Origin of the sequence: Stenotrophomonas sp. SMYL41, assembly GCF_036319965.1 — a bacterium.
GTDB lineage: Bacteria > Pseudomonadota > Gammaproteobacteria > Xanthomonadales > Xanthomonadaceae > Stenotrophomonas > Stenotrophomonas maltophilia_R.
This window is the reverse complement of the sequence record NZ_JAWIRX010000011.1, coordinates 104,693-120,201: the sequence shown is the minus strand read 5'-3', so window position 1 is coordinate 120,201 and position 15,509 is coordinate 104,693. Positions and strand designations below refer to the sequence as shown.

General features: G+C 65.9%; 9 protein-coding genes and 1 pseudogene. 3 read left to right on the top strand and 7 right to left on the bottom strand.

The window, feature by feature from the left end:
* Position 1: 1 nt before the first annotated feature.
* The 3 genes from V3B30_RS14220 to V3B30_RS14210 all read right to left on the bottom strand — a co-directional run bounded on the left by V3B30_RS14220 (position 2) and on the right by V3B30_RS14210 (position 10,800).
* A complete protein-coding gene (locus V3B30_RS14220; RefSeq protein WP_262083816.1) occupies positions 2-3,691 on the bottom strand; it encodes a hypothetical protein in 3,690 nt (1,229 codons plus the stop codon).
* The gene (locus V3B30_RS14215; RefSeq protein ID WP_329809680.1) at positions 3,688-9,753 is read right to left on the bottom strand and encodes a CshA/CshB family fibrillar adhesin-related protein; all 6,066 of its coding nucleotides are present in this window, start codon (positions 9,751-9,753) and stop codon (positions 3,688-3,690) included. Before V3B30_RS14215 ends, V3B30_RS14220 begins: the two co-directional genes overlap by 4 nt.
* A 480-nt stretch (positions 9,754-10,233) precedes the next feature.
* Positions 10,234-10,800 (bottom strand): TetR/AcrR family transcriptional regulator, encoded by a 567-nt coding sequence (locus V3B30_RS14210; protein WP_262083818.1) that lies wholly within the window; start codon positions 10,798-10,800, stop codon positions 10,234-10,236.
* A 170-nt stretch (positions 10,801-10,970) separates the two neighbouring features.
* On the opposite strand from V3B30_RS14210, the gene V3B30_RS14205 reads away from it, so the two are divergent.
* Positions 10,971-11,801: a universal stress protein gene (locus V3B30_RS14205; RefSeq protein WP_262083819.1), complete on the top strand. Its 831-nt coding sequence runs from the start codon at positions 10,971-10,973 to the stop codon at positions 11,799-11,801.
* Here V3B30_RS14205 and V3B30_RS14200 read toward each other — a convergent pair.
* Positions 11,749-12,155 (bottom strand): annotated as a pseudogene (locus V3B30_RS14200) (helix-turn-helix domain-containing protein); the annotation flags it as partial. The gene V3B30_RS14205 and the pseudogene V3B30_RS14200 overlap by 53 nt on opposite strands.
* On the opposite strand from V3B30_RS14200, the gene V3B30_RS14195 reads away from it, so the two are divergent.
* Complete coding sequence (locus tag V3B30_RS14195) at positions 12,131-12,415, top strand: hypothetical protein (RefSeq protein ID WP_262083820.1); 285 nt, start codon at positions 12,131-12,133, stop codon at positions 12,413-12,415. The pseudogene V3B30_RS14200 and the gene V3B30_RS14195 overlap by 25 nt on opposite strands.
* 7 nt (positions 12,416-12,422) lie before the next feature.
* On the opposite strand, the gene V3B30_RS14190 is transcribed toward V3B30_RS14195, so the two are convergent.
* Positions 12,423-12,887 carry a GNAT family N-acetyltransferase gene (locus tag V3B30_RS14190; protein WP_262083821.1) on the bottom strand — a complete coding sequence of 155 codons (465 nt, stop codon included), beginning with the start codon at positions 12,885-12,887 and terminating at the stop codon, positions 12,423-12,425.
* Between the two features lie 164 nt (positions 12,888-13,051).
* On the opposite strand from V3B30_RS14190, the gene V3B30_RS14185 reads away from it, so the two are divergent.
* Positions 13,052-13,942 (top strand): dihydrodipicolinate synthase family protein, encoded by an 891-nt coding sequence (locus V3B30_RS14185; RefSeq protein ID WP_262083822.1) that lies wholly within the window; start codon positions 13,052-13,054, stop codon positions 13,940-13,942.
* A gap of 107 nt (positions 13,943-14,049) precedes the next feature.
* On the opposite strand, the gene V3B30_RS14180 is transcribed toward V3B30_RS14185, so the two are convergent.
* Together V3B30_RS14180 and V3B30_RS14175 are read right to left on the bottom strand one after the other, a co-directional pair.
* Positions 14,050-14,595, bottom strand: a complete 546-nt coding sequence (locus V3B30_RS14180) for a hypothetical protein (protein ID WP_262083823.1) — start codon at positions 14,593-14,595, stop codon at positions 14,050-14,052.
* Between the two features lie 346 nt (positions 14,596-14,941).
* Positions 14,942-15,499 (bottom strand): hypothetical protein, encoded by a 558-nt coding sequence (locus tag V3B30_RS14175; protein WP_262083824.1) that lies wholly within the window; start codon positions 15,497-15,499, stop codon positions 14,942-14,944.
* Between the last annotated feature and the right edge of the window lie 10 nt (positions 15,500-15,509).

The following is a 15,509-nucleotide window of genomic DNA, read 5'->3' as shown; positions in this document are numbered from 1 at the left end:
TTCAATAGCGCCCCACCAGGTTCAGGTACCAGCCGCGGTGGGTGTAGTCGAACTTCGTCAGGTCATCGCTGAAGTCGGTGAAGTTGTAGCCCACGCCGACGCGGAAATTGCGCCCGATATCGCGGTCGACACCAGCCAGCCAACCCTGCCGGGTGCCGCCGTCACGCACATCCAGCAGCCGGTACTCCAGCAGCCCATGCCACTGGTAGTACAGGTCGTAGCGCAGCTGGCCGGACGCGAAGCGGGTGGCCGAGTCGAACCACGGACCGGTACCGCGCCCATAGCGCACTTCGCCTTCGCGGCGGGCCGCCTTGGCCGCCACTTCCCAGCGCTGGTCGATGCGGTACACGCCCTCAAGCGACAGCACCTGGGTCCGCTGGTCGTAGTCGTAACCATTCACCTGCCCCATTGTCGACAGGTCATACAGATAGCTATAGCGGCCGAACAACGCCCAGCGATCGTTGTCCCAGGGTCGGTAGGCGAAGCCCAGGTTGCCCTCGATGAAACGCGCGCCCGCCACCGGATTGATCGCATCATCGGTGTCGGCATAGTTGAAGCGCGCAGCGATTCGCCAGCTGTCGTTGAGCCGATGGCTCAGGCGATTGGTACTCACCCACTGCGTGCGCCGCTCCGCGCCGGTGTCGCGCCGCCACTCCAGCTTGCTCTGCCACTCGGTGCCCGGCGAGGTCCGCCCGCCGGACAGGCTCACCGCCTTGCGGTCGACCTGCCCGGTGCTGGCATCGAGCTTGCCGTTGCTCAGCGTGAAGCCGGCGTTCCAGCCCACCGCCGGATAGAAGTCCATGCCGAAGGTGTGCGCCAGCCCGGAGTCCTGCCCGGATTTGAGGAACTGGCTTTCATTGAACACGTTGACCTGGTCGGACAGGCGCCAGCGCTGGCCCAGCGTCCATCCATCCTGCGCATTGGGGTTGAACAGCGGGTCGTACTCGCTGCGGTCGGTGGACTGGGTGAACGCACCATAGAAGCTGTGCTGCGGGGTCAGCCGGTACTCGGCATTGACCTGTGCGGCACTGCCGCGATCGCCGTCACTGACTTCGGCGCCGATCGTGGACAGATTGGCGAAGGTCCAGGTGCCACCCGCCACCACCGCATCATTGTCGGCATAGCGGCCATGGTCGTCATCCACCGTCAGCTGGCCTCCGCCGTATATATCCAGCGAGGTTCCGATGCGATGGGTATAACGTGCAGCAGCCAGTACACCTGCGACGCTGCTACCGCTGCCCCGGTCCTCCTGCACCCGACGCAGTTCGGCTGACAGTCGATCGTTCTCGCCGATCCGCCATTCGGCGGTGGCCTGCGCCTGGATCAGCGACTCCGCGCCCCGCCGTGCCTCGCTGTAGCGGGCATACACACTGAAATCGTCGGTCACATAGCCGAGCAGTTCGGCACCCTGCTCGCGCACGCGTTGGCCGGTGTCGAAACGCCCGACCGAATAGCCGCCGTCCACCTGGCGCCACCAGGCCCCGGCACTCCAGTCGCGCCGGGTCCAGCCCAGCTCGCGCAGATTGACGCGGGCCTCGACGGCGCTCGCCTCGCCTTCGCGCGGGCCTTCAGGATTGAGGCGACTGAAACTGAGGCCGCCGTTGTCGGAAAAGAACACGGGCGCGCTGGTGGCCTCGCTGCGGCTGTGCTCGACCTTCAGGTAGGTGCCTCGGCCGGCCTGCAGGGTCAGGTCCGCCCCTTTCAGCGAGTAGTCCTGGCCGGCGCGCCGCTCGTCCACATAGGTCGCACCCACCGCCACATGATCACCGAACCAGTGCTTGCCACGTACGCCGGCGGTGATGTCGTCGCTGTCAAACCCGGTCGGTACCCATTCGTAGTCGACGATCAGGCGCTGCTCGTAGCCGTCCAGTGGCACGTCCCGGCTGATCCGGCGCAGGTTCTCGCGACTGAGCTGGGCCAGTGGCCGCGTCAGGAGGATGCGACCCTGCAATGCGTCGATCTCGTAGTCGGCGCCGCGCACCATCGGCACGCGCTGCTCGACGCGGCCGGTGGTACGGTCACGGATCTCCAGCACCACCTGGTCCGAGCCACTGAGGATGCTGGCATGGCGCAGGTAGTACAGGCTGCCGCCGGTACCGATGAACTCGCTGTGGCCGGGCGCGGTCTCGGCCTGCGAACCGAACAGGCGCAGTTCGCTGCGCGCATCGCCCCAGGCATTGGCGCCACGGGATCGCCACGACAACGCCGCTCCATACAGCGAACGCACGTACTGCGCGTACTCGGTGCCGGTCAGGCCGGTGTTGTAGTTGCCCCACAGCGCCTGGTTCTTGTCCCAGTCCATGCGCAGGTAGAAGCGCCCCATGCTGTCGACATCACGCTGGGTCAGCGAATCATCGCCATAGGTCGGGTAATACAGGTCCGGGTCAAGACTGCGGAACAGATCGCGCGGATCGGCGGTAGTGAAACCAGTAAACAGTTCGTCCAGCGGACGGTTCTGGGTGTCGGCCTGCGCGGTCAGCAGGTAGCGGCCACGGGTCTTGGCTTTCAGGTAGAAGGCCAGGCGGCCGTCACTGAGCACATCATCGTTGCGACCACCCCGGGCCAGGTCCTGCCCTGCCCCACTGGCCTTGTTCTGGTACACGGTGATGTCGGCCAGGCCGACACCGAACAGGTACTGGCCGCTGACATCCACTTCCAGCGTGCGCGCGATGGCCGGTGCATCCGGCCGTTCAACGCGCACGTCGAAGACGTGGTGACCGATCGGCATCAGGTACTCGGCTGCGAACTTGCGATCCTGGTCCAGCGGATAGCTGGCGCCGTTGATCTTCAGCGCCGCGCCCAGCGGCAGGTCACGTCCACGCAGGCGCACGCGCGAACCGTACACCGGGATGTTCTGCTGGCGCAGGCCGTTGCTGTCGAACACCTGCTGCAGCAGCGACAACGATGCTGCCTGGTTGGCATCCACCGCCGTCCCGCGGCGGTCCTCCAGCGCATCACGCAACTGCTGGTTGCCACGCTCGAACTCCGCCGGGGTCACCAGCTGCATGGACTGCGCGGTGGTTTCATCAACATTGCCCTCTGCGTCGAAGGCGCGCAGCACGTAGACCAGGCGGTCGCCACGACGCAGGAGCGTCGACGCCGGCAGCGTGCCATCCCAGCTGCCCTGCGCGACCGCAGCCACCGGCAGCTCGAACTGCGCCAGGGGCGCAACCCGGTCGGTATCGCTGCCACGGTAAAGGCTCACTTCCAGGCGCTTGATGAAGGCGGTGTAGTTGCCGCGCACGTAGAACTCGACCGGCCGCACGATCCGGCCTTCGTCGAAAGCGACCATGCCCGGCGCCGACACCGACAGCTCGGGCTGGCCCATCGCCGGGTCTTCGGTGGCCCAGATCGCGCCCCCTTCCGGCAGGCGGATCATGAACTCGCCACGTACCGTCGCCTTGCCCGGTTCATCGATCGCCAGGCTGACCCGCCGATCCGGCTGCAGTGCCTGCGAGGTCGAATGCACCGACGTCCCTTCGGTCACCGGTTCGTCGTAGCTGCGCGAACGCAGGCGGAACAGCAGTTCGCCTTCGGCGTTGCACTGGCTGCCGTCGCAGTGGATCGGTGCCGGCTCGGCGGCAGGCGGCGCGGCCTGGACGGCGCCGGCGAGCCCGAGCAGCATTGCCTGGTACAGGGCCGCTCGCGGCAGGCAGGCCGCACGGCGGGCAGCGGTGTGATGCGCGCTCATCGGCGGGCCTCCTGTTGGCGGGCCGCCGCACGGGTGGCGGCGCTCTCCTCGTTGCGGACGCGCAGGCGCTGCTGCACGGCGGGGCTGAGCTGGCTGCGCAACGCCTCGAACACGGCATCGGCACGACGCAGGCCCAGCGCCTGGTTGTAGGCATGGCTGCCGCGTACATCGGTGTGTCCAACCAGGCTGACCTGGCCACCGCCCATCTTCTCCAGGCGCGCGGCGATCGCCGCCAGCAGCGGCTTGAATTCCTCGCGCACGACCGCCTTGTCGGTGTCGAACAACACGTTGCCCAGCAGTGCGCCACCGGCATCAACACCGGCCAGCAGCGAATGCGGGTCCTGCACATCGGTGCGCAGCTGCACGGCCAGGCCAGCGCGCGCACGCTCGGTCACCTCGGCCTGCAGGGCATCACGCACCACTGCGGCACGGGCAAAGGCCAGCACCTGGCTTTCACCATTGGCGGCAATCACCACATCACCGCCCTGGTAGCGGTCCACCACTTCGGCCATCTTCACCAGCACCGGGCGATAGATGGCGCGCAGCTCGCTGCTGCCCGGGGCAAACAGCACCTCGCCCAATGCCAGCTCCATGCGTTCGGCCGCTGCCTGTGGCGACGGCGGCAGGCGCACGCCGAAGCTGAAGCGCGTCGGCACACCCTGGGTCACCCGCCGCAACAGCGGATTCTCGGTGGTCAGCTCGGCACCGGCCGGTATCGTGGCCGGGTCCAGCTTGATGATGACGTTGCGCCCCAGCCGCGCATCGCCCCCGTGCACGTCGGCCAGGTGGTAGCGGCCGAACGGATCGGTCTCCACCAGCAGGCCTTCCACCGTGGCCAGGCGTACCCCGGGAATGCCCTGCTCCTGGATGCCTTCGTTGCCGATCACATAGGCCACCTCGTAGCCATCGGCCACGCGTGCGACCTCGCGGCGCACGGTCGGCGCCGCGGCGGTCAGGCCCTTGCCGGCATCGCCACTGCGCTGCACGCGAGTAGCCCCCTGCGCATCCATCCGCAGGCGATGCCCCTGCGCGCTTTCCAGCACGAAGTCATCGCTGAAGGCGAGCTCGCGCAGGCGCTGCCGCAACACCACCTGGTGCGCCTCGGCGCTGTCGGAGGTCGACGCGCGTCCATGCACCACGCCGATCTGCACGCCGTGCAGCAGGGGCGCACTGGCATCGGCCAGCGGTTGCGGGCCGTCGCCCCGATCCAGCGTGGTCGAGCCCGCCACATATGCAGGGGCCGCGAAACCGCCCTGCACGCGTACACCGGTCAGCTCGGCGCTGTCCTGCCAACCGTCACCATCGCGGTCATCGAACACGGTGCCGAACACCAGGCTGTCTTCCAGCAGCGGATCGGCATCCATCGCCACTTCGGCGGTCGCCACGTTCGACAACGGGCTGCCGTCATCGGCCGTCGCCACCGCCTGGTTCACATGGTTGCCGGCGCGCACGCCGGCGCCCACCCGCAGCAGGTAGGTGATGGTGGCACTGCGGCCGACCGCGATATCCACCGCACCGATGCGCAGCGGCGACTGGCTGCTGGCCAGCGCGAACGCACCGTCATCGTCGGCCACGCGCATCGAGCCATCCACGTAGCTGAAGCCCGGCGGCGGCGTATCGACCACCACACCATCGCGCCAGTGGCTGCCTCCCACGTTCTCCACCACCAGCTGGTAGCGCACCAGGTCGCCCACCTTCACCCGGCGCGGGCTGGCGGTCTTGGTGATGCGCAGCGAGAAATCAGAGATCACCTTGTGGTGCGTTTCGCAGGTCGTGCACTCCGGTGGCGGCGAACCGTCCGGATACTGGCCGCGCAGGCGGTTCAGCACCTGGGTCCGTGCTTCCTGGTTGACGATCGCCTGGTAGACATACTCGTGGCGACCAACCGGCGTACCGCTCGGCACCGTGCAGACGATGTCCGCGCCCTGCTGCGCACATCCCGTGGGCAGGCTCTCGATGCTCAGGCCAGCGTCGGGCGTATCGACCAGCTGCAGCGGCTGCCGCAGGGCGGCGCGTTCAACGGTCGCAACCAGGGTGTAGCGCAGGCGGTCGCCCGGGCGCACGTCGGTGCCGCTGGCCGGGCCGGACTGCTTCTCCAGCACCACGCGCGGGTCGGCCAATGCATGTTCGGTGCTGCAGTCGCCGCTGCAGGTGGGCGTATCACCACCACTGCCGAGCACCGCATTGCGCACGCTGCCGGTGGCCTGCGCATTGACCCGTGCGCGATAGCCCAGCGTATAGGTGCCCGGCACGGTACCGGCCGGCAGCGTGCACACCAGCGGATTGCTGCTGTTGCAGGTGAACGGGCCGGGCTGGGTGATCGACTGCAGGTCCAGGCCGCGGCCCAGGGTATCGGTCAGGGTCACCACATCCAGCGTCTGCGAATTGGCGACCGTCACCTCGACGGTGTAGTCCACCGCATCACCGATATCGATCGGCGCCGCCGTGCTCGACTGCTTGTGGTAAGTCACCACCGCCGACAGCACCGGCGTGGTGGTGCCGCAGTTGCTGGTACAGGTATTGGTACCGGTGCCACTGCCCAGCACCGCGTTGCTGACGCTGCCCCTGGCCTGTGCGTTCACCTTCGCGGTGTAATCCACCGTATAGGTGCCCGGCGCGGTACCGGCCGGCAATGTACACACCAGCGGGTTGGCCGCATTGCAGCTGAAACCCTGGCTGGCAGTCACCGCGCCGAAGTCCAGGCCTGGGCCCATGGTATCGGTCAGCGTGAACACCGCAGTGGTACGCGATCGGCCGACCACGGCAGTCAGCGTGTAGGCGATGCTGTCACCCACTTTCACCGCACCGGCAGCGGCCGAGGTCTTCCGGTAGTCGATCTCGCTGCCGGCTACCGGCGTGGTGGTATCGCAGTTGGCCGTGCACGACGGATTGTCACCACCGCTGCCCAGCACCGCGTTGGTGACCTGGCCGCTGGCCTGCGTGTTCACCACGGCGGTGTAGGACAGGCTGTAGCTGCCCGGCACGGTGCCGGCAGGCAAGGTGCACACCAGCGGGTTGGCGGCATTGCAGGTGTAGGCACCGGCGCTGGTCACCGCGCCGAAGTCCAGCCCGGCACCGAGGGTGTCGGTCAACGTCACCACAGCGGTGGTACGCGAATTGGCCACCACTGTGGTCAGGGTATAGGTCAATCGATCGCCAACGGAAACCGGACCGGTGCTGTTCACCGATTTGGCATAGCTCACCCCCGGCGTTGCCACCGGCGTGGTGGTATCGCAGTTCACGCTGCACGACGGGGTGTCGGTGCCGTTGCCGAGCACCGCATTGCGCACGCTGCCACTGGCCTGTGCGTTGACGGTAGCGCCATAGGTGAGGCTGTAGGTGCCGGGCACGGTGCCCGCTGGCAGCGTGCAGACCAGCGGATTGGCGGCATTGCAGGTGAAGGTTCCTGCACTGCCCACGCCCGCGAAGTCGAGGCCGTTGCCCAGGGTATCGGTGAGGGTGACCACGCCGGTGGTACGCGCACGGCTCACGGTTACGCTCAGTGTGTAGTCGATGCGGTCGCCGACCCGCACCGGGCCGCCGGTGGAGGCCTGCTTGGCGTACACCACCTGTGGACTGGCCATCGGCGTGGTGGTATCGCAGCTGCCCACGCAGGACGGGTTGTCGGTGCCGCTCGGCACCACCGCGTTGCGCACCTGGCCGCTGGCCTGCGCATTGACAATGCCGGTATAGGAGAACGCGTAGCTGCCCGGCACCGTGCCGGCCGGCAGCGTGCACACCAGCGGGTTGCCCGGCACGCAGCTGAAACCGCCGGCATTGGTCAGGCTGCCGAAGTCCAGGCCGGTACCCAGCGTATCGGTCAGCGTGGTCACTGCCGTGGTGCGCGCATCGGCCACCACCGCGGTAACGGTGTAGGCGACGCTGTCACCCACCGCGACGGGACCGGTCGTACTGCTGGCCTTGGATACCGAGATCTTCGGCGCCGCCATCGGCGTGGTGGTGGTGCAGTTGCTGCTGCAGGTGGGCGTATCAGTGCCGGTGCCAACCACGGTGTTGACCACCTGGCCGCTGGCCTGGGCATTGACGGTGGCCGTATAGCTCAGGCTGTAGGTGCCCGGCGCGGTGCCGGCCGGCAGCGTGCACACCAGCGGATTGGCCGCGTTGCAGGTGAACGGACCGGCGTTGCTGACACTGGCGAAATCCAGGCCGGTACCCAGCGTATCGGTCAGGGTCAGCACATCGCGGGTATTGCCATCGGCCACGGTAACGTCGACGGCGTAGCTCACCGTCGCACCCACCGCCACCGGGCCAGCCGTATTGGAACGCTTGGCATAGCTGACGCGCGTCACCGGCACGGTCACGTCACTGCGCGTGCAGTGGTCGGCATCGGTGCAGCTGCTGCCCGGCGCCGGCGGCGTGCCGTTGTTGAACGGATCGTGGCCACCGCCCACGCTGGCGTGGTTGGTCAGCACGCCCGACGCCGAGGCGGTTACGGTGACCGGCAGCGTGAACACCGAGCTCGAGCCGGCGCTGCCCGCCGCCGCCAGCACCTGGTTGCTGGTGCAGGTGACGTCCTGGCCGCTTGCGGTGCAACTCCAGTTGCCGCTTGCATGCACGCCCATCCAGTTCGGCACGATACCGGCCGGCAGCTGGTCGCGCACGACGATCGGGCCGGCGGGCACATTCGGTGGATTGCCGGTCGGCACATCGCTGGTGTTGCTCACCGTCAGCGTGTATTCGGTGCCGGCTTGGCCGTAGTTCCATACACCCCCGGTGGCGTTGTTGCTCTTCACCACTTTCAGTGCAGGCGCGGTGATGGTAATGCGGTGATCCTCCACTTCGCCGTCGTCGGCCACGCCGGTCGGGCTCTGGATCTGCATCGCGTTGGTGGCGTAGCGCAGCCGCACATAGCTGGTACCTGCGCTGACCGCAGTAGGCACGGTCCAGCCCAGGTTGGCCTGGCCCCCAGTGCAGGCAGCGGTCGTGCTGCGTTCGCTGGCGTCGAACGTGCCATTGCGGTTGAAGTCGATCCAGCCCGCCACGCTGCCATTGCCCACGCAGGCCACCGGCTGGTTGATCTGGGTACCGGCCTGCATCACCGTCAACCGGTAGCTGGTCGGCCACGCATCTTCTTCGCGGCTTCCCGCCTGCGGGAAGTTGTCATCGCCCAGTGCATCAGCGCTGTAACTGCTTTTCTGCTCGGTATCCGGGCCCAGGCTGCCGAGGAAATCGGTCAGCGGCGGCGCCAGGCCACCCGGTGCATAGGCGGCGGTGTTGATGTTGAAGTTGCTGCTGCCCTGCGGAATACCGTCGGAGCGGAACTGCAGATCGTCCACCACGTGCATGGCGTCGCCGTAGCTCTGCGGTGCATCGCCGAAGTCGGCATACGGCACCAGCAGGCCGATGGCGATGGCGGTGGTGCCGCCGCCGCGCATCGAAAAGCCCATGTTCACTGCCAGGTTGCCCGGCGCATGCGCGGCGTTGTCGAAACTGAGGAAGGTGACCGCGGCCGTGTTGTCGTCGTTGCCCGGACCGAAGCGGATGACCTGGTTGCCGCCGCTGGTCGACTTGTTCACCAGGTAGGGAGTACTGTTGGCCAGGTTCTTGCGGACCTCCACCACGTTCCACGTGCCCTGCGCGCTGGCTTCGACGAACTCGCCGCTGTTGTTGATCGACTCGGCGTCGGCCATCACCACGCCACGCAGGCGGTACGGCGCACCGCCCATGGTCGAGGTGCAGGTGATGCTGAAGCTGGACGTGCCGGCCGTGCGCGCGATGCCGGCGATCAGCTGGTTGGCTGTACCCGTGCCACCGATGTTGTACAGGTCATCGAGGCTGTCGCCACGCCAGTTGCCCGGGCGATAGCTGCGCAGCACGTTGGTCTCGGCGGTATTCAACCGGCAGTCCACGCGCAGGTTCACCCCGGCAGCGATCGGCATGTCGATGGAAGAAGTGGCACCGTCGTTGAGCACGATGTTGTCGACGCCATTCGCGCCGCCGCCCCAGGTCAGCCACAACACGGTATTGCGGTAGGGGCTGCTGCCGCCGGTCGCATAGGCCGCCGCCGACGCCAGCGATGGCAACGCCATCGCCAGCAGCATCAGCACGACGATCGCCATCCAGCGGCGAGGGTGCAGGTGCTGCAGGTTTTTTTCAGGATGAACGCATCCACCGCCCGCGCGAATGCGCGACGTCGTCGACTGCCACATGGTGATTTCCCCGGTCGGCCCGCACGGGGCCGCAGTTCGGTGGGTAACCTGGGACGAACTCACGCGCCTGGCGACACGCGCGAACGCGCGTTCTGCCGGCTCCATGGCCACTACAACCGTCCCTGGACCCCGTTGGTCAGGTGTAAAGTTCTACGATTACGATACCGCACTGCAACAATAACGTGATGAACGTCTCATTTAATTTCGCGGAATCGAGCACGCTTTCACGACCACAGTTGTAGCAACCCGATGGCGGCACGCAGTGCACCATTCCGGCAGCACGAATGCCCTTTCCGGCAAGACGCCACGCAAATTCGGCGCACGTTGCAGTGCCCAACCATTACGACGCGATACGCGCCGCAGGCATCGCACTCAGACCTTCATCGCCCCATGACGGAACGACGCCAGCAACGTTGATGCCGCCATCGCCGGTGCCAGCCGACCGCGCGCCAGTGACCAGGTGATGCCGTAGAAGCAGGTCCAGTAGAAGTCCGCCAACCACACTGCACTGAATTCGACGTTGAACACGCCTGCGTGCTGGCCGCGCAGGAAAAATGCCTCGAAACGCTCGCCGATCGGCGCCCAGCGCTCGGGCAGCAGGTGCAGGTCACCCTGCCGCTGCTGCTCTTCCATCATGCGTGCAAACAGCAGCGTCACCAGTTCCCAATCCGCCAGCAGCGTGTGGGTGACCTGCTCGAGCACCTGCATCGCATCGGCATCCCCGTCGAACCACGTGGCTGCGGCTTCCAGCCGCTCGAAGCCCGCGGCAAACAACGCCTCGTCGATCGCTTCGCGGGTAGGTGCGAAGCGGTACAGCGTGGCCCGGCTGATACCGGCGCCACTGGCCAGCTCGCTGAGTGTGCAGCGCGGATGGCTGACCAGGGTGGCAGCAAGGGCGTGGTGCAGGTCGCGGCGTGTACGTGCTGCGGCAGGTCGCATGGAGGGGCCTGGAGGCGGTGTCCACTCACGCTAGCATGAATCATCAATTAATAAACTGAATCAAAAATGATTCATTGGAATCACGGATGCGCTACAACGGAGGCGCGTCCGGTGCACCCGGGTCGGTGCATGGCAGGGAACGCGTCACAGGCATCGAAGGAGACAACGCCATGCTGCATCCACTACGCGACATCGCTGTGCTGTTCGATGCCAGCGACACCGGGGACCGCGTACTGAACATCGCCGCCCATCTGGCGCAGGCCCAGCAGGCACACCTGGTTGCGGTATCCACCGCCCAGCATCCCACCGACATCGCCAACGGTTTCGCCCGCGGCGCGGGCATCGCCGCCGCACTCGACCATGAAGCACGTGCCGATGCCGCCTGCACCGCACAGCTCATGCAGAACCTGCGCGCGGCCTCCGAGCCGCTGCAGATCAGCACCGAACTGCGCATCGTCTCGGACTATCTCGGTGGCGCCGACCTGGCCCTGCAATCGCTGTACTGCGACCTGATCATCGCCGGCTATCCGCACACGCCCGGCGCGCCCTCCGGCTGGCGTCCGCTGGGCACGCTGCGCCAGACCGGCGTGCCGATGCTGCTGGTGCCACCGCACTGGCATGGCGAACAGGTCGGCCGGCGCATCGTGGTGGCCTGGAATGCCAGCAAACAGGCCCGTCGCGCTGTAGCCGATGCACTGCCGTTGCTGGCGCGCGCGCAGGCGGTGCACCTGCTGATGGTCGACACGCCCAAGGCCGAAGCCACGCCCGGTGCCGAGATGGCCCAGCACCTGGCCCGCCACGGTGTCGAAGTCGAGATCCAGGCGATCAGTTCCACACAGGGCGGTGTTGCCGCAACCATCCGCCAGCATGTCCTCGATGCCGAGGCCGACCTGCTGGTGCTGGGCCCTTATAGCCGCAGCCGGGTGGTCGAACGCGTGCTTGGCGGGGTTACCGAAGATCTGCTGTCCGAGGTACCAGCACCGATGTTCGTGTCCCACTAGCGTCGCCCTGCCCCGCACGGCGGTAGCCGGTCAGCGACTGCCCGGTGTGCCGCCGGAAGTAGCGGTACAAGTAGGACGCATCCTCAAAGCACAACCGCTCGGCAATGCGCCCGATCGGCAGCTCGCTGTAGCTCAGCAGCGCCTTGATCGCCAATACCACCTGGCGGTCGGCGCTGCTGCCGCCTTCTGCACCGGCAGCAGCGTGGCGAACTTCAGGAAAAAGGTCTGCAACAGGTTGCGCCGCATCACGTGCCGATAGCGGCCACCCGCGTGCTGTGCGTCCATCAGCTGCTGCAGCCAGCCCTGCAGCAGCGGCGCCTCCAGCGGCGATGGCACGCAATGCGGGTGCTCATGACGTCCATGCACTGCAACGTCGCGAGGATGGTCCCGCCGTCGGCTGTATCGGCATCCTGATCGGACCCGACAGCAAGGTCGGTATCGGCGAGTTCGCCGACAACCTGCCATCGCCGGCCACACGGAGCAGATGCATTTTCCAGCATGCTGAGGGGGACAAGTTCAACCGCTTCCTCGCCAACCACCGCACCGAACACATCAGCTGCATCACACGCGAGCAACGGCAGGAGCAGAAAGCTACTACCTTGCTGCGTGCATGATCACGACTCAGCCGGCACGGTGCTGCATGAACAGCAGTTCCGGCGTCGAAGCGTCTTCCATCGACTGGAAACCAAGGTCGCGGTACAGGGTCATCGCCGCGACGTTGTCACGATAGACACGCAGGGTCAGCCGCTCCACCCCGGCGGACTGCAACGCCTGCCCCATCAGCGCCTGCATCAGTACACGGCCCAGTCCACGCCCGCGTGCCTGCGGCGAAACGATGATGCGGCCCAGGTGCAGCGTTCCGGAGGTCGTTGGCCAGTACTGGCCGAAACCAACGCAGTGGCCGCGCGCATCCAGCAGCACCCACCCCGGCCGCTGCTGCAGTTGCAGTGCTTGCGCGAATGCATCGGGCGCGAGTGGATACGGTACGCCGGGGCCTGCCCAGCGCTGGGTTGCGCTGGCCGAATCCAGCCACGCGCCGATGACGGCGTAGTGCGGGGGCTGCACGGGGTGAAGGCACTCAGTCATGGCATGCGCGCGAGCAAGGATGGCCGCCATGGTGCGCGATCCTGGCCACCAAATCACGTTGCAGGGCAGCGCTTGAATTTTGTCCTAGGACAATAAACAATGCCGATCATCCACGGTCGCCACACCTGACGCCCTCTCCTTTCCTTCTGCCCTCGGGGTTCGCCATGATCCACGGCCTCAGCGCCTTTCCTCTTACGCCGATGACCGAATCGGGCATCGACCTGCGCGCCTTCGCCGGGCTGGTCGAGCGCCTGGCCACCGCTGGCGTGGACTCCATGGGCGTGCTCGGCTCCACCGGCAGCTACGCCTACCTGGAGAACGCCGAGCGCATGCGCGTGCTGCGCGAAGCCCTGTCCCATTCGGGCGCCGTCCCGGTCATCGTTGGCATCGGTGCGCTGCGCACCCGCGATGTGCTGGCTCTGGCAAAGGATGCCGAGGATGCCGGTGCGGCCGGCCTGCTGCTGGCACCGGTGTCCTACCAGCCATTGAAGGAACACGAGGTCTATACGCTCTTCGAATCGGTGTGCACGGCAGTGCGCAGCCCGATCTGCGTCTACGACAATCCCGGCACCACCCACTTCCGTTTCAGCGATGACCTGCACGGGCGGATCGCCGCCCTGCCCAACATCGCCTCGATCAAGCTTCCACGCCTGTCCGACGATCCTGCAGAAGCAGCAGCGCGCGTCACCGCACTACGCGCCCATCTTCCGGCGCACGTCACGCTGGGCATCAGCGGCGACGCGGCCGCCGTACATGGACTGGCCGCTGGCTGCGATGGCTGGTACTCGGTAACCGGCGGGCTGTTGCCCGAGGTGGCGCAACAGATCACCCGCGCGGCCGGCGCGGGCGACATGGCGACGGCGCAGGCCATGTCGGCGAGGCTGGCGCCGCTCTGGGCGCTGTACGACCGCTTCGGCGGCATCCGCGTCATGGCATGCGCAGCGGCGCTGATGGGCCTGTGTGCGGAGGACTGCCTGCCACGGCCCTTGCTTGGGCTGCACGGTGAAGAGCAGGCGCGCGTGGCGGAGGTGCTGCGCGGCCTGGAGCTGCTGTAGCGCTCGAAGACGGGCGCCCCGTACGGCGCGTGGATGGTGACCCCGGCCCGATTCGAACGGGCGACCGTAGGGTGAGCCACCAAGCCAACAGCCAGGCGGCTACTCAATCACATGAAGACGTAGCCTTGCGGCCCATCGTTATGGGCGCCCGAGATTCCTTCGCAGCCGATATCGCGGGTGTCGAAATGACGCAACTTTCCCTTCCAGGCATAAGCGCATCGATACAGTGGCGCGGTTCCTGGCAACTGGACCGTCGAAAGGTAGCCGATAATCCCTCGATAGGGAGGAATGACTTGCCCCTCACAGTTCATGTCAGTTGAGGTGAAATCGTCATACGGCGTGTGGCTCAAACACGCCCTGATCGCATGACCACCCTCAAAAGGAGTCGAGGAGACAAATCCAATGACACCTTCGTCGATAAATCCCGATCGCAACCACGATGCAATGTCGTAGTGAATGATCATGTGCGAGTTTTGCTTGGGGTGATAGAGGCGATGCAGTTCTGCCAGCGTGACACCCGCCGGCACAGCAAGACTGGGATCCATCTGCACCGCCGCATTCGCCACGGATGCAAGGTCAGTCCCGCTTGCATGGGCGACGGGCGCGCCACCAACTACGAGAAGCAAAGAAATACTCAGAAGACTCGATTTCACGAAAATGCTCCGTTTCTTCAATCACGAACATTTTGTTCGCCGCTCGATCCTATCCAGTCTTGCGAGCCCACAATGTGACAACGCTCGCATCGATCACCCTCAATCAGCTTTTAGGCAGATGGCATTGAATTGAATTTCGGCCGCACCGGACTCTTCAACCAAACCCCAGCGGTACCCTGCCAGGTCCACGATGAAGATCGTGGCGAAGCATCCGACGGCCGCCGACGGTAGATGCCTACCGCATTAGCCGGGCAGTTAACACGCCTCGTAATAGCCACGAAGATCTCTTGGAGGCAGTCGCGTAGCGACTGCCTCCCTTCTGACGGCGGTGTAGATCAGCGATAAATCAGAGCCAGATGTAGCCCATGATTCCTTCGTTCACTGGATACTTAACACCTTCGCAGTTGGCGTCCAACGTATCGAAGTGATCTGCCCAGTTGTTCGGCTTCAGACCTCCGCGCATGCAGCGGTACAACGGCACGGTGCCCGGGAGCTGCGTCGACGCGATGTAGCCCGTAATTGGCATGCCGTTCGTAGCCTTCATATGACCCTCGCAATTCGGGTCCATCGAAGAGAAGCTATCCAGCCAGTTATTATTGAGGCAGGCATACATCGTCACGCTGCCTTCGAACGGATAGTAGGAAATGAAGCCCAAGGTTCCTTCCTTCCTACCCGGGTGCTTCATTCCACCCGGAGTGTTCAGCGGCCGCGCAGAGAATGTGTCCTCCCGATGGCGCCAGCGCTCAAGTTCAACCAGCTGAACGCCTGCCGGCAAATCTGCCGCCTGCGCATTGGCTTCCGCCAAGAGCTTGGGCGAGGCCCCCAAGTAATCCACTTCCTGTGCGGACGCGGTCAGCGCCAGAGATCCTACCAAGGCGGCTACTACAGCGATCATCTTCTTCACATCTACTCCT